This window comes from Mesorhizobium sp. M0045 (genome assembly GCF_040323385.1).
In the GTDB taxonomy this organism is placed as follows: domain Bacteria; phylum Pseudomonadota; class Alphaproteobacteria; order Rhizobiales; family Rhizobiaceae; genus Mesorhizobium.
In genome coordinates this window covers 460,352-477,416 of the sequence record NZ_JAMYUY010000001.1, presented here as the reverse complement: position 1 = coordinate 477,416, position 17,065 = coordinate 460,352, and the positions used below count along the sequence as shown (strand labels likewise).

The 17,065-nt window shown below is 64.0% G+C and carries 18 protein-coding genes; 15 read left to right on the top strand and 3 right to left on the bottom strand.

Features of this window, described 5'->3' with window-relative positions; genetic code table 11:
• Positions 1–12 precede the first annotated feature (12 nt).
• From ehuD to doeB, 6 genes are read left to right on the top strand one after another with little or no spacing between them, the layout of a single operon-like run.
• Positions 13–672, top strand: a complete 660-nt coding sequence (gene ehuD, locus NKJ72_RS02445) for an ectoine/hydroxyectoine ABC transporter permease subunit EhuD (RefSeq protein WP_254819480.1) — start codon at positions 13–15, stop codon at positions 670–672.
• On the top strand, positions 669–1,442 hold the full coding sequence (eutA, locus tag NKJ72_RS02440) for an ectoine utilization protein EutA (RefSeq protein ID WP_352475673.1): 774 nt from the start codon (positions 669–671) through the stop codon (positions 1,440–1,442). Before ehuD ends, eutA begins: the two co-directional genes overlap by 4 nt.
• 10 nt (positions 1,443–1,452) lie before the next feature.
• A complete protein-coding gene (eutB, locus tag NKJ72_RS02435; protein ID WP_352475672.1) occupies positions 1,453–2,445 on the top strand; it encodes a hydroxyectoine utilization dehydratase EutB in 993 nt (330 codons plus the stop codon).
• The gene (locus NKJ72_RS02430; RefSeq protein ID WP_352475671.1) at positions 2,442–3,434 is read left to right on the top strand and encodes a cyclodeaminase; all 993 of its coding nucleotides are present in this window, start codon (positions 2,442–2,444) and stop codon (positions 3,432–3,434) included. The genes eutB and NKJ72_RS02430 overlap by 4 nt, the downstream gene beginning before the upstream one ends.
• Positions 3,435–3,472: 38 nt before the next feature.
• A complete protein-coding gene (doeA, locus tag NKJ72_RS02425; RefSeq protein ID WP_352475670.1) occupies positions 3,473–4,651 on the top strand; it encodes an ectoine hydrolase DoeA in 1,179 nt (392 codons plus the stop codon).
• A 5-nt stretch (positions 4,652–4,656) separates the two neighbouring features.
• Positions 4,657–5,658: a N(2)-acetyl-L-2,4-diaminobutanoate deacetylase DoeB gene (doeB, locus tag NKJ72_RS02420; protein ID WP_352475669.1), complete on the top strand. Its 1,002-nt coding sequence runs from the start codon at positions 4,657–4,659 to the stop codon at positions 5,656–5,658.
• Between the two features lie 98 nt (positions 5,659–5,756).
• Here the strand turns inward: doeB and NKJ72_RS02415 are convergent, their stop codons facing one another.
• Positions 5,757–6,416 carry a GntR family transcriptional regulator gene (locus tag NKJ72_RS02415; protein WP_352475743.1) on the bottom strand — a complete coding sequence of 220 codons (660 nt, stop codon included), beginning with the start codon at positions 6,414–6,416 and terminating at the stop codon, positions 5,757–5,759.
• Between the two features lie 322 nt (positions 6,417–6,738).
• On the opposite strand from NKJ72_RS02415, the gene NKJ72_RS02410 reads away from it, so the two are divergent.
• From NKJ72_RS02410 to NKJ72_RS02370, 9 genes are all read left to right on the top strand, one after another.
• Positions 6,739–7,866, top strand: a complete 1,128-nt coding sequence (locus NKJ72_RS02410; RefSeq protein WP_254819474.1) for a BMP family ABC transporter substrate-binding protein — start codon at positions 6,739–6,741, stop codon at positions 7,864–7,866.
• A gap of 20 nt (positions 7,867–7,886) precedes the next feature.
• A complete protein-coding gene (locus NKJ72_RS02405) occupies positions 7,887–9,011 on the top strand; it encodes an ABC transporter permease (protein ID WP_254819473.1) in 1,125 nt (374 codons plus the stop codon).
• Positions 9,011–9,937, top strand: a complete 927-nt coding sequence (locus NKJ72_RS02400; RefSeq protein WP_352475668.1) for an ABC transporter permease — start codon at positions 9,011–9,013, stop codon at positions 9,935–9,937. The genes NKJ72_RS02405 and NKJ72_RS02400 overlap by 1 nt, the downstream gene beginning before the upstream one ends.
• A 14-nt stretch (positions 9,938–9,951) precedes the next feature.
• Complete coding sequence (gene biuH, locus NKJ72_RS02395; RefSeq protein ID WP_254819471.1) at positions 9,952–10,653, top strand: biuret amidohydrolase; 702 nt, start codon at positions 9,952–9,954, stop codon at positions 10,651–10,653.
• A 52-nt stretch (positions 10,654–10,705) separates the two neighbouring features.
• Positions 10,706–12,190 (top strand): ABC transporter ATP-binding protein, encoded by a 1,485-nt coding sequence (locus NKJ72_RS02390; RefSeq protein ID WP_352475742.1) that lies wholly within the window; start codon positions 10,706–10,708, stop codon positions 12,188–12,190.
• Positions 12,190–12,858, top strand: coding sequence for a cysteine hydrolase family protein (locus tag NKJ72_RS02385; RefSeq protein WP_352475667.1), 669 nt, complete (start codon positions 12,190–12,192; stop codon positions 12,856–12,858). Before NKJ72_RS02390 ends, NKJ72_RS02385 begins: the two co-directional genes overlap by 1 nt.
• Positions 12,851–13,201, top strand: a complete 351-nt coding sequence (locus tag NKJ72_RS02380; RefSeq protein ID WP_352475666.1) for a cupin domain-containing protein — start codon at positions 12,851–12,853, stop codon at positions 13,199–13,201. Before NKJ72_RS02385 ends, NKJ72_RS02380 begins: the two co-directional genes overlap by 8 nt.
• Positions 13,198–15,006: an allophanate hydrolase gene (atzF, locus tag NKJ72_RS02375; RefSeq protein ID WP_352475665.1), complete on the top strand. Its 1,809-nt coding sequence runs from the start codon at positions 13,198–13,200 to the stop codon at positions 15,004–15,006. The genes NKJ72_RS02380 and atzF overlap by 4 nt, the downstream gene beginning before the upstream one ends.
• Positions 15,007–15,117: 111 nt before the next feature.
• Entirely contained in the window at positions 15,118–15,906 is a 789-nt protein-coding gene (locus tag NKJ72_RS02370) for a sulfite exporter TauE/SafE family protein (RefSeq protein WP_352475741.1), read from the top strand.
• Between the two features lie 59 nt (positions 15,907–15,965).
• Here NKJ72_RS02370 and NKJ72_RS02365 read toward each other — a convergent pair whose 3' ends face one another.
• On the bottom strand, positions 15,966–16,523 hold the full coding sequence (locus NKJ72_RS02365) for a cytochrome c (protein WP_352475664.1): 558 nt from the start codon (positions 16,521–16,523) through the stop codon (positions 15,966–15,968).
• Positions 16,520–16,918 (bottom strand): Cu(I)-responsive transcriptional regulator, encoded by a 399-nt coding sequence (gene cueR / locus NKJ72_RS02360; protein WP_352475740.1) that lies wholly within the window; start codon positions 16,916–16,918, stop codon positions 16,520–16,522. The genes NKJ72_RS02365 and cueR overlap by 4 nt, the downstream gene beginning before the upstream one ends.
• Between the last annotated feature and the right edge of the window lie 147 nt (positions 16,919–17,065).

The window sequence follows — 17,065 nt, the reverse complement described above, 5'->3', positions numbered from 1 at the left end:
TCGGGCCTGCTAATGGAATGGGATTGGGATTTTGTCCGGCAGATCCTGCCGACGCTGATCGAGGGGGTGAAGATCACCATCCTGGCGACGCTGCTCGGCTCGGTGCTGGCGGCCGTCGTCGGGCTGGGCATTGCGTTGGCGCGCCGTTCGCCGAACCGGGCCCTGTCGCGCACCGTCGGTTTCGTTGCCGAGTTCATCCGTGGCACTCCGCTGTTGGTGCAGCTCTATTTCATCTTCTACGTGCTGCCGGATTTCGGCGTCCTGTTGCCGCCATTGGTGGCGGGCGTCATCGGTCTCGGACTGCATTACGGCACTTACACGGCCGAGGTCTACCGCGCCGGCATCGACAATGTGCCGCGCGGCCAATGGGAAGCGGCCAAGGCCTGCAATCTGAATGCCACACAGACCTGGACGCACATTATCATTCCGCAGGCGATCCCGCCGATGATCCCGGCGCTTGCCAATTATTTCATCGCCATGTTCAAAGAGACGCCGCTGCTGTCGGCGATCACCGTGCTGGAACTGATGAACCAGGCCAAGAGCGTCGCCAACACCTATTATCGGTATATCGAACCGATCACCTTGGTCGGCGCCTTCTTCCTCGCCATCAGCCTGTTCTCGGTGGTGCTGCTGCGCTGGCTGGAACACCGTTATGGGCGGATCGAACGATGAACGCTGCACCCGATATCCGCCTGCGCTCGATCCGTCCGCCGCTCGAAGCACGTCCGCTGGAAAAGCGGGTCGGCCTGATCATCCTTGCCACCGACCATACCAGCGAACCGGATTTTCACCGCATGGTGGCAAGCGACCGCATCGGCGTCTATGTCGCGCGTATTCCCTACGCCAACCCGACGACGCCGGACAATTTGCGCAAGATGCAGCCGTCACTGACGGCGGCCGCGGCCCTGATCCTGCCTGACGAGCCGCTCGACGCGATCTGCTATTCCTGCACCTCAGCTTCCGTCGTGATCGGCGATGCCGAAATCGAGGCGGCGGTGCAGGCCGCCAAGCCCGGCGTGCCGGTGGTCACGCCGCCGATGGCCGGCGTGCGCGGCCTGAAGGCGCTGGGCGCCAGGACGGTCAGCATCCTCACCCCTTACACGGTCGAGACCAGCCGGCCGATGGCGACCTATTTCAGCGAGCATGGATTCGAAATCGCCAGCTTCACTTGCCTCGGCTTCGAGGATGATCGCGAGATGGCGCGGATTGCGCCGAAATCCTTGGTCGATCTGGCCCGTGATGCGATGGCCCCGCAGGCCGACGCGCTGTTCGTGTCCTGCACGGCGCTGCGGTCGGCGGCGGCAGTTGTCGGCATAGAAGAGGCGATCGGCCGCCCCGTCGTCACCAGCAACCAGGCGACGGCCTGGAATTGCCTGCGCCTTTGCGACGACGACGAGCCGTGCCCTGAATTCGGCCGTCTGATGACGCAGCCGCTGAACTGATTGATGAGCCATGACCGCTTCCCAGATAAGCCTCCCCGATATCCGCGCCGCGCGCGAGCGCATCGCAGACAAGATCGAGCGTACGCCGACCGTTCCTTCCCGGAGTCTTTCCCAGCACTTGGACGCTCCTGTTTATCTCAAGCTCGAACATCGGCAGACCACCGGCGCCTTCAAGCTGCGCGGTGCCTCGAACGCTATCGCTTCGCTGACAGAAGAGGAGAAGGCGCGCGGCGTCGTCGCCGCCTCGACCGGCAATCACGGCCGGGCGCTTGCCTATGCCGCACAACTGCAAGGCATCCATGCGACGATCTGCATGTCGCGGCTGGTGCCGCAGAACAAGCTCGACGAGATCCGCCGGCTCGGCGCCGAGATCCGCATCGTCGGCAACAGCCAGGACGATGCGCAGCGGGAGGTCGAACGGCTGGTCGCGGAAGACGGGCTGATCATGCTGCCGCCCTTCGACCATCCTGCCATCGTCGCCGGGCAAGGCACCCTCGGGCTGGAGATTATCGAACAGGTTCCTGATGCCGCCCTGGTGCTGGTGCCGCTGTCCGGCGGTGGACTGGCGGCGGGCGTTGCCGCTGCCGTTAAGGGCGTCAGCCCGGCAACGAAGGTCGTCGGCGTCTCGATGGCGCGCGGTGCGGCGATGAAGGCGAGCCTCGATGCCGGGCACCCGGTGCTGGTCGAGGAACTGCCGACGCTGGCGGACTCGCTCGGCGGCGGCATCGGCCTCGACAACCGACTGACCTTTTCCATGTGCCGCGACCTGCTCGACGATGTGATCCTGCTAAGCGAGGACGAGATCGCCACCGGCATCCGCCATGCCTATGAACAGGAGCGCGAGATCGTCGAAGGCGCCGGCGCAGTCGGCATCGCAGCCGTGCTTGCCGGCAAGGTCAGGGCGAGCGGCCCGACGGTGCTCGTGCTGTCCGGCCGCAACATCGATATGACACTGCACCGCGAGATCATCTGCGGCGAAGCAATTGCGGAGAGCGCAGCATGAGCCGGATGACGATCCTCACCGAAGCCGAATTGCGCAAGATCGTGAAGCTGGATCTTGATGCCGTCGCCTGCGTCGAGAACGCGTTTCGGGCGCTCGCTACCTTGCCGGTGGCGATGCCGCCAATCCTGCGCCTGGACATTCCAGAGCATCGCGGCGAGGTCGACGTCAAGACCGCCTATGTGCCGGGCATCGACGGTTTTGCGATCAAGATCAGCCCAGGTTTCTTCGACAATCCGAAGCTCGGCCTGCCCAGCGTCAACGGCATGATGGTGCTGCTGTCGTCCAAAACCGGATTGGTCGAGGCGCTGCTGCTCGACAATGGCTATCTCACCGACATCCGCACCGCCGCCGCCGGTGCGGTCGCCGCCAAACATCTGTCGCGGGCGGACTCCTCCGTCGCCGCGATCTTCGGCGCCGGTGTTCAGGCCGGACTGCAGCTCGAGGCGCTGATGCTGGTGCGGCCAATCACGGAAGCCCGCATCTGGGCAAGGGATGCCGCCAAGGCCGAAGCTGCGGCAGACGCATTGTCCGAAAGACTGGGCATCGCCGTTCACGCCGAGCCCGACGCGGCAAAGGCTGCGGCCGATGCCGACATCATCGTCACCACGACGCCGTCGACCGAGCCGCTGATCAAGGCCGGCTTCGTCTCCGCCGGCCAGCATATCACTGCCATGGGCTCGGATGCCGAGCACAAGAACGAGATCGCGCCGGCGATCCTGCGCATGGCCGATCTCTACGTCGCTGACAGCGCCAAGCAGACGCGGCGCCTGGGCGAACTGCACCATGCTATAGCGGCGGGCGTGATGGCGGCCGATGCCGAAATCACCGAGCTTGGCCACATCATCGCCGGCGAAAGGCATGGGCGGCGCTCGGGCAGCGACATCACCATTGCCGATCTGACGGGCACAGGCGTGCAGGACACGGCAATCGCCACGCTCGCCCGCGACCGGGCGCGTGCGGCCAAGACGGGTACGATTTTCGAAAGCTGATGCTGGCCGCAAGGCCCAACAAACGAGGACCAAGAACAATGCAGCCAAATTTGAAATTCTCGCGCGGCGAATATGCGGAGCGCCTCGCCAAGACGCGGAAGGCGATGGAGGCCAAGGGCGTCGATCTGCTGATTGTCAGCGATCCGTCCAACATAGCCTGGCTGACCGGCTATGACGGCTGGTCGTTCTATGTGCACCAGGCCGTCATCGTGCCGCCGTCGGGCGAGCCGGTGTGGTACGGGCGCGGCCAGGACGCCAACGGCGCCAAGCGCACCGCCTATCTCGCGCACGACAACATCGTCGGCTATGCCGACAACTACGTGCAGTCGACCGAGCGCCATCCGATGGATTTTCTGTCCGGCGTGCTCTCCGATCGCGGCTGGGGGAAGCTCAGCATCGGTGTCGAGATGGATAATTACTGGTTCTCCGCCGCTGCCTTCGCATCGCTGCAGAAGCACTTGCCCAATGCCCGCTTCGTCGATGCCACGGCGCTGGTCAACTGGCAGCGCGCGGTGAAGAGCCCGACCGAAATCGACTACATGCGCAAAGCCGCCCGCATCGTCGAAGCGATGCACCAGCGCATCGTCGACAAGATCGAAGTCGGCATGCGCAAATGCGACCTGGTCGCCGAGATCTACGATGCCGGCACGCGCGGCGTCGACGGCGTCGGCGGCGACTATCCGGCGATCGTGCCGCTGCTGCCGTCGGGCGCCGACGCATCGGCGCCGCACCTGACCTGGGACGACCGGCCGATGAAATCGGGCGAGGGTACCTTCTTCGAGATCGCCGGCTGCTACAACCGCTATCACTGCCCGCTGTCGCGCACCGTTTTCCTCGGCAAGCCGACGCAGGAGTTCCTCGACGCCGAAAAGGCGACGCTGGAAGGCATGGAGGCGGGACTTGCCGCCGCAAAGCCCGGCAACACATGTGAGGACATCGCCAACGCCTTCTTCGCGGTGCTGAAGAGATACGGCATCGTCAAGGACAACCGCACCGGCTACCCGATCGGGCTTAGCTATCCGCCGGACTGGGGCGAACGCACGATGAGCCTGCGCCCAGGCGACCGCACCGAGTTGAAGCCCGGCATGACCTTCCATTTTATGACCGGCCTGTGGCTTGAGACGATGGGCTTGGAAATCACCGAATCCATCCTGATCACCGAGACGGGCGTCGAGTGCCTGGCGAATGTGCCGCGCAAACTGGTGGTGAAGAATTGAGCCCGATGTCCAGCCTTCGCCCGTCACCGATCACGCCGACCGTCGATTTCGAACGCGACGGCGTGCAGCACGGTTTCTTGCGCCTGCCTTACAGCCGCGACGATTCAGCCTGGGGATCGGTGATGATCCCGATCTGCGTCATCCGCAACGGCAAGGGGCCGAGCGCATTGCTCACCGGCGGCAATCATGGCGACGAGTACGAGGGGCCGCTGGCGCTCTATGACCTCGCCCGTACGCTCGACCCGAAAGACGTCAGCGGCACGGTCATCATCGTGCCGGCGATGAATTATCCGGCGTTCCGCGCCGGCACCCGCACCTCGCCGATCGACAAGGGCAATCTCAACCGCAGCTTTCCCGGCCGGCCCGACGGCACGGTGACCGAGAAGATCGCCGATTATTTCCAGCGCGAACTTCTGCCTCGCACCGACATCGCGCTCGACTTCCATTCCGGCGGCAAGACGCTCGACTTCGTGCCGTTCTGCGCCGCCCACATTCGGCCTGACAAGGTGCTGGAAGCGAAAGGGTTCGCGGCGGTCGAAGCGTTCTCCGCGCCCTGGTCGATGAAGATGCTGGAGATTGATGCGGTCGGCATGTTCGACACTGCCGCCGAGGAGATGGGCAAGCTGTTCATCACAACAGAGCTCGGCGGCGGCGGGACTTCGCGCGCCGAAACGGTGCGGATCGCGCGGCGCGGCGTGCTCAACGTGCTGCGCCATGCCGGCATCGTCGCCGGCGCGGTCGAGATGCAGCCAACCCGCTGGCTCGACATGCCGTCCGGCGATTGCTTCTCGTTCGCCGAGGACGACGGGATGATCGAAACGATGATCGATCTCGGCGAGCCAGTTGCAGAAAACCAGGTGCTGGCACGTATCCATTCCATAGGCCGCACCGGCGGCGCGCCGCAGGAGATCCGGGCCAAAATGTCCGGTCTGTTGGCGGCGCGGCATTTTCCGGGGCTGGTCAAGGCCGGCGACTGCGCTGCCGTGGTCGCCGTGCTGGTCGATTGAGGGCTAGAGCGGGATGCGTTCAACGGCCATCCCGCTCTATCTGTTTGTTTAGCCGCATTTTCTGCGACGCCAAGTGATTCCCTTGGCTGCAAAATGCTCTAGGAAGCCGATGTCGGGACCGGCTCGGCCGAGCCTTTGGGGCGATCGCCGAGGGCAAAGACGGCGCTCGCCTCGCTGACGATCGAGACATGATCCTTGGCGGCTATTCCGGCGGCCGTACTGTCGCCGCGCATGATTGCGGTGACGATGGCGTCATGCTCCTGCCACGACTGGGCCAGCCGGCCAGGCAGCATGAATTGCGCGCGCCGGAACGGCGCCAGGCGGCCGCGGGTCATGACGGTCAGTTCATAAATGTGCTTGCTGTGGGCGCCGCGATAGAGCCGGGTGTGGAATTGGGTGTTGAAAAGCTCATACTCTTCTTCGGCTCCGAGCTGCACCAAGCGCGCCGAGGCCTGGTGCTCGGCCTCCAGCGTGCGGCGCTCGCCCGCCGTCATACGCTCGGCCGAGAAGCGCGCGCAGATCGCTTCAAGCTCGGCCATGCTCTCGAACATCGAGGCGAGGTGCTCCTGCGTCACCACGGCGACGGTGGCGCCGCGGTTCGGCCGCCTTTCGACCAGTCCCATGGCGCTGAGCCGGCTGAGCGCTTCTCTGATCGGCGTGCGTGAGACGTCGAAGCGGGCGGCGAGCGAGGCCTCGTCGAGCTTTTCGCCTGGGCGCAGGAAACCGGTGACGATCCGATCGCTGATCGCCCTCACCATCTGATCGACGGTCGTGCCCGACCTGATCAAATTGCGCTTTCCCGACACGTCTCCTCCGTCCAGTCTTTTCGCTAGAGCCGTAAGCCACTCACCGGCTTCGATTCCTCCGCAGCTCTGTATGCCTATGTTTTAGCCTTCATGTCAAATTGGCGATTTTGAAGGCAAAAAGTGTATGCAATTGCTCCGGCTTTGTGCAGTCCACATCGGCACGCTCATTGATATTGCTGAATAAATCCAATTTCTGAAACTGGCACGCTGATTGCATACACTTCTTTCATTGAGGTGTTAACCGGCCCCAAAGGCCCCATAGAGGGAGCATTCAATGTCCGAGAGATTCATGCTTAGCCGTCGCGAGCTGCTCAAGACCTCCGCCGTCGGAGCGGCACTAAGTCTTGCGTCCGCGTCGTTTCCGATCAGCAGGGCCTTCGCCGCGACGGCCACGGTCGGCTTCATCTATGTCGGGCCAAAGGACGATTACGGCTACAACCAGGCGCATGCCGAAGGCGCTGCCACGCTGAAGGGGATCGCAGGCATTTCCGTGGTCGAAGAGGAGAACGTGCCGGAGACCGTCGACGTCCAGAAGACGATGGAATCGATGATCAATCTCGACGGCGCGTCGCTGATCTTCCCGACCTCGTTCGGCTATTTCGATCCGCACATGCTGGCCATGTGCGCGAAATTCCCCGACGTGCAGTTCCGCCATTGCGGTGGCATGTGGAACAAGGACAAGCATCCGATGAATGCTGGTTCCTATTTCGGCTATATCGGCATGGGCCAGTATCTGAACGGCGTCGTCGCTGGTCACACCAGCAAGACCAAGAAGCTCGGCTTCGTCGCGGCAAAGCCGATCCCGCAGGTGCTGCTCAACATCAATTCCTTCCTGCTCGGCGCGCGCTCGGTCGACCCGACCATCACCTGCCAGGTGATCTTCACCGGCGAGTGGTCGCTGGCGGTCAAGGAGGCAGAGGCCGCGAATGCGCTGGTCGACCAGGGTGCCGACGTCATCACCTGTCATGTCGACAGCCCCAAGGTGGTGGTCGAGACGGCGGCCGGGCGTGGCGCCTTCGTCTGCGGCTATCATGCCAACCAGAGCCCGCTGGCGCCGGAAAAATACCTGACCGGCGCGGAATGGAACTGGGCCAAGGTCTACAAGATGTTCGTCGACGATCTGGTGGCCGGCACGCCGCTGCCCAATTTCACGCGCGGCGGCCTGGCCGACGGCTTCGTCAAGATGAGCCCGCTCGGCCCCGCCGTCGGCGACGCCGCCCGCAAGCAGTTCGACGGCACGCTGGCCGAAATGATGAAAGGCGGATTTTCCGTCATCAAGGGTCCGCTGAAGAGCAACAAGGGCGTCGTCGTCGCGACCGAGGGCCAAGCCTTCGTCGAGACCGCGCTCGAACTCGAAAGCATGGACTACCTGGTCGAGGGCGTCGTCGGTTCGACCGCCTGAACCGGATCGGAGACGGGGCCATGGCAGACACGGTCGGCACTGCGGGCGCACCGGCGCTGTTTGGCGCCAGGAATTATCCGGCGGCGCTCGAATGGGCGGCGCGGCGGGCGGAAGCCTTCGTCATACCGCTCGCGGCGCTGATCGTCGGCATGGCGCTGTTCAGCGTGTTCATCGCGCTGGTCGGCAAGTCGCCGGTGCAACTCTACGAGACGATGTGGCGTGGCGGCTTCGGCTCGTGGTTCTCGATCCAGAACTCGCTGTCGCGGGCAGCACCACTTTTATTGGCAGCGCTCTGCGTGGCGCTGCCCGCACGACTTGGCCTTGTCGTCATCGGCGGCGAAGGCGCGATCGTGCTGGGCGGTGTTGCCGCCGCCGCCATCGGCGTGGCAGTGAATGGCGCGCCGGCTTTTCTGGTCATCCTGCTGATGGGCGTGGCGGGCGTGGTCGCCGGCGGCATCTGGGTCGGTGCCGTCGGCGCACTCCGCCACTACCGCGCCGTCAACGAAACCATCTCCAGCCTGCTGATGGCCTATATCGCCATCGCGCTGATGAACCATCTGGTCGAAGGGCCGCTGCGCGATCCGGCTTCGCTCAACAAACCCTCGACCGAGCCGCTGGCGGATGCCTACCGCATCGGCAACATTCCAGGCATGGACGTGCACTGGGGCCTTATCCTCGGTATCGTCGCCTGCGTCCTGTCCTGGCTGCTGATCGAAAAGACGCGCTGGGGGTTTGCCGCCCGCATTGCCGGCGGCAATGTCAGGGCAGCTCAGGTGCAGGGGCTTGCTGTCGGGCCGCTGATCGTCGGCTTCACCGGGCTCGCCGGCGGCTTTGCCGGGCTGGCCGGCATGCTGGAGGTCGGCGCGGTGCAAGGCAGCGCCAACGCCTCGCTCGCCGCCGGCTATGGCTATACGGGCATCCTCGTCGCCTTCCTCGCCCGCCACAATCCGCTCGCCATCATCCCGGTCGCTTTCCTGCTCGGCGGCATCGGCGCTTCCGGCGGGCTGATACAGCGCCGCATGGACCTGCCCGACGCCACCGTGCTGGTGCTGCAAGGCATGCTCTTCGTCGTCATCCTGTTCAGCGAAACCTTTTACGGCCGCTTCAAGGTCTTCAATCCCGATCTGTGGAAGAGGGGCTCCTGATGGACGCGACCGAGATCGGCCTGTGGGGCGTGCCGCTCGCCATTCTCGGCGGCGCCATCCGCGTTTCGACGCCCTTCATCTTCGTCTCGCTCGGCGAAGCCATCACCGAGCGCTCCGGCCGCATCAATCTCGGCCTCGAAGGCACGCTGGTCTTCGGTGCCATGACCGCCTACGCCGTCGCGGTGATGACCGGCTCGCCATGGCTCGGCCTGCTGGCTGCCGCAGGTGCCGGTCTTTGCTTCGGGCTGTTCCACGGCTGGATCTGCAAATTCCGCGGGGTGAACGACATCGCCATCGGTATCGCGCTGATGCTGTTCGGCTCCGGTCTCGCCTTCTTCTTCGGCAAGCCGTTCATCCAGCCCTCGGCACCAGACCTGCCGGCCATCGCCTTCGGTGGCTGGTCGGATATTCCGCAGGTGCAGGCGGCGCTCAGCGTCAACATCCTGTTCCTGATTGGTGCGGCACTTGCCGTGTTCCTATGGTGGGCCTTTCGCAACACGCGCGCCGGCCTGATCGTGCGCGTCGTCGGGGACAGCTCCGATGCGGCGCGCGCCATGGGCCTCAATCCCAACACCGTGCGCCTGCTTGCGACAGGTGTCGGCGGTGCGCTCGCCGGCATCGGCGGCGCCTATCTGTCGCTCTACTATCCCGGCAGCTGGACCGAACGCATCTCGTCGGGGCAGGGGCTGATGGCGGTGGCGCTGGTCATCTTCGCGCGCTGGAATCCGCTCGGCTGCTTTGCCGCGGCACTATTGTTCGGCGGTGCGGGCGCGCTGGGCCCGGCACTGCAATCGGTCGGGGTGACGCAGGGCTACTATCTCTTCTACGCCGCGCCTTACATCCTCACGCTCATCATCATGATCGCCACCTCGTCGCCGAGCCGCTCGCTTGCCGGCGCGCCGGGCGAATTGTCGATCACCAAATAACTGGAGTTTTTCCGATGAACGCCAGAGCCGAGATCACCCAGCGCTACATCGATGCCGATCCCTATCCATGGCCCTATAATGGCGAGCTGCGGCCAGACAATACGGCGCTGATCATCATCGACATGCAGACCGATTTCTGCGGGCCGGGCGGCTATGTCGATCATATGGGCTACGATCTTTCGCTGGTGCGGGCGCCGATCGAGCCGATCAAGTCGGTGCTCGCAGCCATGCGGGCCAAGGGCTACACCATCATCCACACGCGCGAGGGCCACCGGCCCGATCTCGCCGACCTGCCGGCCAACAAGCGCTGGCGCTCGCGCCGCATCAATGCCGGCATCGGCGACCCCGGACCATGCGGGCGCATCCTGGTGCGCGGCGAACCCGGCTGGGACATCATCCCCGACCTCTATCCGGCGGTGGGCGAACCGATCATCGACAAGCCGGGCAAGGGCTCGTTCTGCGCCACCGACCTCGAACTGATCCTGCACCAGCGCGGCATCGAAAACATCGTGCTGACCGGCATCACCACCGATGTCTGCGTCCACACGACGATGCGCGAGGCCAACGATCGCGGCTTCGAATGCGTGATGCTGGAGGATTGCTGCGGCGCGACCGATTACGGCAACCATCTTGCCGCGATCAAGATGATCAAGATGCAGGGCGGCGTGTTCGGCGCGGTGTCGAACTCGGCATCCTTCGTCGCGCAGCTGCCGTGAGGACACGATCTTGAGCGGAGCCAAGAAAGCCGTCGGCGTCGAGACCATCGGCATGACCATGCGCTTCGGCGCCTTCACCGCGCTGGACGACGTCTCGATAAAGGTGCCGGCGGGATCGTTCCATGCGCTGCTCGGCGAAAACGGTGCCGGCAAGTCGACGCTGGTCAAATGCATGATGGGTTTTTATCACCCGACCGCCGGCGACATGCTGGTCGAAGGCCGCGAGGTCGCGATCGCCAGTCCCAAGGACGCTTCGGCGCTAGGGCTCGGCATGGTCTATCAGCATTTCACGCTCGTCCCGTCGCTGACCGGCGCGGAGAATCTGGTTATTTCGCGCGAGAAGGTGCCCGGGGTCATCGACTGGCGCAAAGAGCGCGCCGCACTTGCGCAATTCATGCAGCGTATGCCGTTCAAGCTGCCGCTCGACGTCAAGGTGGCCGAACTCGCGGCCGGCGAGAAGCAGAAGCTCGAAATCATCAAGCAGCTCTATCTCGGCCGCAGTTTCCTGGTGCTCGACGAGCCGACCTCGGTGCTCACTCCCGGCGAAGCGCAGGAGGTGCTTGGGCTGGTGCGCGACATGACAAGGAGCGGCGACCTTACGGTGCTGATGATCTCGCATAAATTCCACGAGGTGACGGCGTTTGCCGACGACATCACAGTGCTGCGCAAGGGCAGACTGACCGGAACCGGGAAGGTCTCCGACCTTTCCCACAAGCAGATGGCGGCGATGATGATCGGCGACCAGCCGATTTCAGCGCTCGACAGTCGTGCTCCGGTGCCGGCTGGAGCCCGGCAGGTGCTTACGGTGAAGTCGCTGAAGGCGCCCGACCGCACCGGCTTGAAAACCATCGACATCGGCGAGCTCGATGTGAAGTCCGGCGAGATCGTCGGCATTGCCGGCATTTCCGGCAACGGCCAGAAGGAGTTTCTCGAAGTCCTTGCCGGACAGCGGGCGCGCAATGCCGGCGACGTTCTGGTGAAGGGCTCGCCCTATGGCGCCAGCCGCAGCGAGGCGCGCACGCTCAATGTCCGCTTCATTCCGGAGGAACCGTTGCGCAATGCCTGCGCACCGAAGATGACGGTCGCGGAAAATATGGCCTTCCGGACCTTCGACCTCGACGAGGCCGGCAAGCCGGTCAGCTGGATCAGGATGAGCGCGATCAGGGACTACGCGGCGCGTCTGGTTGAACAGTTCAAGGTCAAGACCGCCTCGCTCGCTTCGCCGATTTCGTCGCTGTCGGGCGGCAATGTGCAGCGCGCGGTGCTGGCGCGCGAGCTGACCGGCGAAGTCGATCTTCTGATCGTCTCCAACCCGTGCTTCGGCCTCGACTTCTCCGCCGTGGCCGAAATCCGCGCCCGTATCATGAAGGCGCGCAATGCCGGCGCCGCGGTGCTTCTGATGTCGGAGGACCTCGACGAACTGCTTGAACTTTCGGACCGCATCTTCGTCATGTCCGACGGTGCGCTGGTCTACGAGACGCCGATCGCGCAGGCGAGCGTGCAGACGATCGGCGAGCACATGGCGGGACATCATTGATGGCGGAGATCGAGGCGCTGCCGTTTCCGTTCGCCTTCAAGCCTGAGACGATGGCGCTGGTAGTCATCGACATGCAGCGCGATTTCGCCGAGCCGGGCGGCTTCGGCGCCAGCCTCGGCAACGACGTCAGCCGGGTCACGGCGATTGTGCCGACTGTGAAGAGACTGATCGAGGGGTTCCGCACCGCCGGCCTGCCGGTGATCCACACGATGGAGTGCCACAAGGCAGACCTTTCGGATCTGCCGCCGGCCAAGCGCAACCGCGGCAACCCATCGATACGGATCGGCGACGTCGGTCCAATGGGTCGCGTGCTGATCGTCGGCGAGCCGGGAACGGCGATCCTCGATGAACTTGCGCCACTGCCTGGCGAGATCGTCATCGAAAAACCCGGCAAGGGGGCGTTCTATGCCACCAGCTTCGGCGACGACCTGAAGCGGCTCGGCGCACAGCAACTGGTCTTTGCCGGAGTGACGACGGAGGTCTGCGTGCAGACGACGATGCGCGAGGCCAACGACCGCGGCTATGAATGCCTGCTCGCCGAGGATGCGACGGAGAGCTATTTTCCCGAGTTCAAGGCGGCAGCGCTGGCCATGATCAGGGCGCAGGGCGCCATCGTCGGCTGGACCGCAACGACCGATCAGGTGCTCGAGGGAATTTCCAATGCCTAACATTGCATACCGGGCTCTCATTCAAGGGGGCTGGCGCGACCTGCCGTTCGAGCATTTCCGCGATGGCATTACGGTGCATTGGCTGCTCAAGGGCGGACCGACGGAACCGTCGGTGGCGATCCTGAACTACCGGGCGGGCGCCGGCGTGCCGCGTCATCGCCATGCCGGGCTGGAAACGATCATCGTGCTGGAAGGCACACAGAGCGACGAGAACGGCGATTATGCCGCGGGCAGCGTGATCCTGAACCCGGTCGGAACCGAGCATTCGGTGTGGACAAAAGACGGCTGCGTCGTACTGATCCAGTGGAACCTGCCGGTAGTCATTCTGGACGAGGCCAAATGAGCGACATCCGCTTCGATATAGCGAGCTTGCACGCCGCCTATCAGGCCGGCGTCGGCATCGGCGAGGTGATCGATACGATCCATGCGCGGCTCGCGACAGCCGACGATCCGGGCATCTTCATTCATCTGGTGAGCAGGGCGGAGATGCTTGCCGAAGCAGAAAAGCTCGGCCCGTTCGACCCCGTGGCAAAGCCGCTGTGGGGCGTACCATTCGCGGTCAAGGACAACATCGATGTCGCCGGCATGCCGACGACGGCAGCATGTGCGGAATATGCCTACTTGCCGGTAAAAGACGCCAACGTCGTCGCACGCCTCAAGGCCGCCGGCGCGCTGGTCGTCGGCAAGAGCAATCTCGACCAGTTCGCCACCGGCCTCGTCGGCGTGCGCACGCCCTATCCGATCCCGAGGAACGCGATCGATCCAAAACTGGTGCCGGGCGGCTCCTCGTGCGGCTCGGCCGTGGCGACGGCACGCGGCATCGTCTCGTTCGCGCTCGGCACCGACACCGCCGGCTCGGGGCGCATACCCGCCGGCCTCAACAACATTATCGGGCTGAAGCCGAGCGTCGGCGCGCTGTCGGCCGCCGGCGTCGTGCCGGCCTGCCGGACACTCGACTGCGTCTCGGTGTTCGCGCTCACCGTCGACGATGCCTACAGGGTATTCGAGATCGCGGCGGCAAAGGACAACGCCGATCCCTATTCGCGTGACCTCGCCATTCAGGCCCTTGCCGCGCGCCCGCCGGTGCTGACGGTCGGCGTGCCGGCCAGGGCCGACTGGACGTTCTTCGGCGACCAGGCGATGCAGGCGGGCTTCGAGGCCGCTCTTGCCGCGCTGGAAGAGCTGGGCTGCAGGCTGGTTGAAATCCCGTTCGGCGATTTCTACGCCACCGCCAATCTGCTTTACGAGGGCGCCTGGGTGGCGGAGCGTTACGCCGCGATCAAGGACTTCATGGAAGCCAACGAGGCGGGCATGCATCCGGTGACGCGGCAGATCATCGGCGGTGCGCGAAAGCTTTCGGCGGCGGACGCTTTCAACGGGCTCCATGCCTTGCAAGGCTATAAGGCCAAGCTGGCGCCGGTCATCGCCTCGGTCGACTTATTCTGTGTGCCGACCGCGCCGACGCATTACACGGTTGAAGCGGTGTTGGCTGACCCTATCGTCACCAACAGCCGGCTCGGCACCTACACCAACTTCGTCAATCTGCTCGACATGTGCGGCATTTCGGTGCCGACCGGAACTCGTAGCGACGGTTTGCCGATGAGCGTCACCTTGCTTGCCGCGGCGGGCAAGGACCATCTGACGGCGTCGCTTGCGCGCGACGTGCATGCGGCAAGTGGCCTTTCGCTGGGCGCTACCGGCTGGCCGCTGCCGCCGCGTGGCAATGCTCGCGCGGACGTGGATGAAGGCACGATCGAGCTGGCCGTGGTCGGCGCGCATCTATCGGGCATGGCGCTGAACGGCCAGCTGCAGCAGCTCGGCGCAATGTTCGCCCGGGCTGCGAGAACGGCGCCGCTCTACCGGCTTTACGCGCTTGCCGGCCAGTCGGTGCCGCGACCGGGGCTCGAGCGAACCTGCAATGGCAAGGGGACAGCGATCGAGGTCGAAGTCTGGCGGCTCTCGCCGCAAGCCTTCGGGCGCTTCGTCGCCGCGATCCCGCCGCCGCTCGGCATCGGGACGCTTCTGCTCGACGATGGAACGTCGCCAAAAGGCTTCCTCGTCGAAAGTGCCGGCCTCACCGATGCAAAGGAGATCTCGCATTTTGGCGGCTGGCGCAGTTTCATGGCGAATCAGCAGCTGCGGAGCTGACGCTATCTCGACCTTTTCCCGGAACTTCGAATGGACTGCTGAGTAAGCCAGAGCGGAACGTATAAAGTGGCGCTGGTTGAAAACTTCGATGCCTTCGCAGCATATGGGCGGATGACAATTCGACGTGGAATCTTTCCCTTTATCATTGGAACTGGCGTCGGTTCGCTTGGTGGACTGATTGGACTTGGCGGGGCAGAGTTCCGCCTTCCGTTCCTGATTGGCCTGTTTCGCTTTGCCGCCCTCGAAGCTGTGATCCTGAACAAGGCGACCAGTTTGGTCGTCGTCGCCACGGCATTGCCGTTCCGAGCGGCGGCGGTGCCGCTGCCTTCCGTCGCGGCGCAATGGCCGATCATACTCAATCTGTTGGCCGGCAGCCTTCTAGGCGCTTGGTTCGGAGCAGGATGGGCAACGAAATTGAAGTCGCAAACGCTCTACAAGGTGATTGCCGGTTTGCTGGTGTTGATCGCTATCGTTCTGGTCTTTGGTCACGATCCGAGCGCGACAGGCAAACCGCTGTTCAGTGGTGCGGCACTGATCGTCGCCGGCATCATTGCCGGCTTTGCAATCGGCATCGTGGCATCTCTGCTAGGCGTGGCAGGAGGCGAGCTTCTTATCCCGACACTGGTTCTCCTGTTCGGCGCCGATATTAAGCTGGCGGGCTCTCTGTCGCTTGCGGTGAGCTTGCCAACCATGCTCGTGGGCTTCACCCGCTACAGCCGGGATCAAAGCTTTTCAGTGATCGGCAGGAACAAGACGTTCTTGCTTGTCATGGCAGCGGGTTCAATTGTCGGAACGTTCATCGGGGGCTTGCTGCTCGGCATTGTGCCGGAGCAAGTCCTCTTGCCAATCTTGGCCGCAATCCTGGTCATTTCGGCATACAAGATCTGGTGGCACAACTAGGCACAGAAACTGACCCAGGACCGATGGTCGAATCTTGCCGGCTGGCGTCCAGCTGGCCATCACTCGACCCTTTGCCGAAACTTCGAGTGACAGCTCGAGCAATCCTGCAAGATGAGATGCAGGAGGTGCTCGGCGGGAATGCTGGCGGGATCGGCTTCCGCCGGCCCCGGCCGCTTGCCAAGCAGGCTGCCACCGCCCATCGCCAGGCCGGACCCCATTCTCATGTCGTCGGTGATGCGCGGCGGCGCCCGCTCGGCGTCGGAGGCCAGAGCGCGGGCCAGCGTCCCGATATGACGAGCCAGTGCTTCGAACTCCGCGCGGGCGGGGTCGATATCCGGCTTGGCGCCAGAAGGCGCACCCAACGTCGCGCGGGGGAATTCGGCAATCAAGGCAGGGCCGGTGCGGGCGCGGATGGTCTCGGCCGCCGCCTTGAAGGCTGCGGCGTCGTATGCCCGCTTGCCGTCGAACATCCCGGCGATCGTCTTTGCCGCCTCGGCCATTTCCTTCATCGAGGTCTGGCGAGCCTCAATGATCGCATCACGGTCCGAATGGGCGGCGGCGAGCACGACAGAGACGCAGGCAAGCGACAGCACTGTTGCAGCAGCTGCGAGCCTCACTGCGCCATGCCTTGTCCCGCCAGCTCGTCGATGATCGGGCAATCCGGCCGCTCGTCGCCGTGGCAGTGACTGACCAGATGGTGGAGCAAGCCGCGCAATCCGACCAGTTCAGCGATCTTCCTGTCGATCTCCACCAGTTTGGCTTTCGCAATCGCCTTCACGTCGGCGCTGTCACGTTCCCTGTCCTGGTACAGCGAGAGCAACTGGCGGCATTCGTCGACCGAAAACCCCAGGCTTCGCGAGCGCTGCAGGAAGCGCAGCCGGTGAATATCGGCCGTCGAGTAATCGCGATAGCCATTGTCTGTCCGGGCCGGGTGCAAGAGCCCGATATCCTCGTAGTAGCGGATCGTCTTGGCCGGCAGGCCGGATTTTTCGGATGCGACGCCGATGTTCATGGCGGAAATCTCCTTTGTCGGAGGAAATAGACCTTCCAGTAAATGGAAGGTCAACATGATGTGGCGATTTTGGATGCCCGACGCAACCGCCCGCCGGCTCCAACCGTTTGCCTGCCAACAGCACGTACTGAACCTTCGGGAAGAAAT

What these genes read in the sequence shown, in the direction of transcription:
- ehuD (WP_254819480.1), top strand. Translation starts at nt 13, where the DNA reads ATGGAATGGGATTGGGATTTTGTCCGGCAGATCCTGCCGACGCTGATC.
- eutA (WP_352475673.1), top strand. Translation starts at nt 669, where the DNA reads ATGAACGCTGCACCCGATATCCGCCTGCGCTCGATCCGTCCGCCGCTC.
- eutB (WP_352475672.1), top strand. Translation starts at nt 1,453, where the DNA reads ATGACCGCTTCCCAGATAAGCCTCCCCGATATCCGCGCCGCGCGCGAG.
- NKJ72_RS02430 (WP_352475671.1), top strand. Translation starts at nt 2,442, where the DNA reads ATGAGCCGGATGACGATCCTCACCGAAGCCGAATTGCGCAAGATCGTG.
- doeA (WP_352475670.1), top strand. Translation starts at nt 3,473, where the DNA reads ATGCAGCCAAATTTGAAATTCTCGCGCGGCGAATATGCGGAGCGCCTC.
- doeB (WP_352475669.1), top strand. Translation starts at nt 4,657, where the DNA reads ATGTCCAGCCTTCGCCCGTCACCGATCACGCCGACCGTCGATTTCGAA.
- NKJ72_RS02415 (WP_352475743.1), bottom strand. Translation starts at nt 6,416, where the DNA reads ATGGTGAGGGCGATCAGCGATCGGATCGTCACCGGTTTCCTGCGCCCA.
- NKJ72_RS02410 (WP_254819474.1), top strand. Translation starts at nt 6,739, where the DNA reads ATGTCCGAGAGATTCATGCTTAGCCGTCGCGAGCTGCTCAAGACCTCC.
- NKJ72_RS02405 (WP_254819473.1), top strand. Translation starts at nt 7,887, where the DNA reads ATGGCAGACACGGTCGGCACTGCGGGCGCACCGGCGCTGTTTGGCGCC.
- NKJ72_RS02400 (WP_352475668.1), top strand. Translation starts at nt 9,011, where the DNA reads ATGGACGCGACCGAGATCGGCCTGTGGGGCGTGCCGCTCGCCATTCTC.
- biuH (WP_254819471.1), top strand. Translation starts at nt 9,952, where the DNA reads ATGAACGCCAGAGCCGAGATCACCCAGCGCTACATCGATGCCGATCCC.
- NKJ72_RS02390 (WP_352475742.1), top strand. Translation starts at nt 10,706, where the DNA reads ATGACCATGCGCTTCGGCGCCTTCACCGCGCTGGACGACGTCTCGATA.
- NKJ72_RS02385 (WP_352475667.1), top strand. Translation starts at nt 12,190, where the DNA reads ATGGCGGAGATCGAGGCGCTGCCGTTTCCGTTCGCCTTCAAGCCTGAG.
- NKJ72_RS02380 (WP_352475666.1), top strand. Translation starts at nt 12,851, where the DNA reads ATGCCTAACATTGCATACCGGGCTCTCATTCAAGGGGGCTGGCGCGAC.
- atzF (WP_352475665.1), top strand. Translation starts at nt 13,198, where the DNA reads ATGAGCGACATCCGCTTCGATATAGCGAGCTTGCACGCCGCCTATCAG.
- NKJ72_RS02370 (WP_352475741.1), top strand. Translation starts at nt 15,118, where the DNA reads ATGACAATTCGACGTGGAATCTTTCCCTTTATCATTGGAACTGGCGTC.
- cueR (WP_352475740.1), bottom strand. Translation starts at nt 16,918, where the DNA reads ATGAACATCGGCGTCGCATCCGAAAAATCCGGCCTGCCGGCCAAGACG.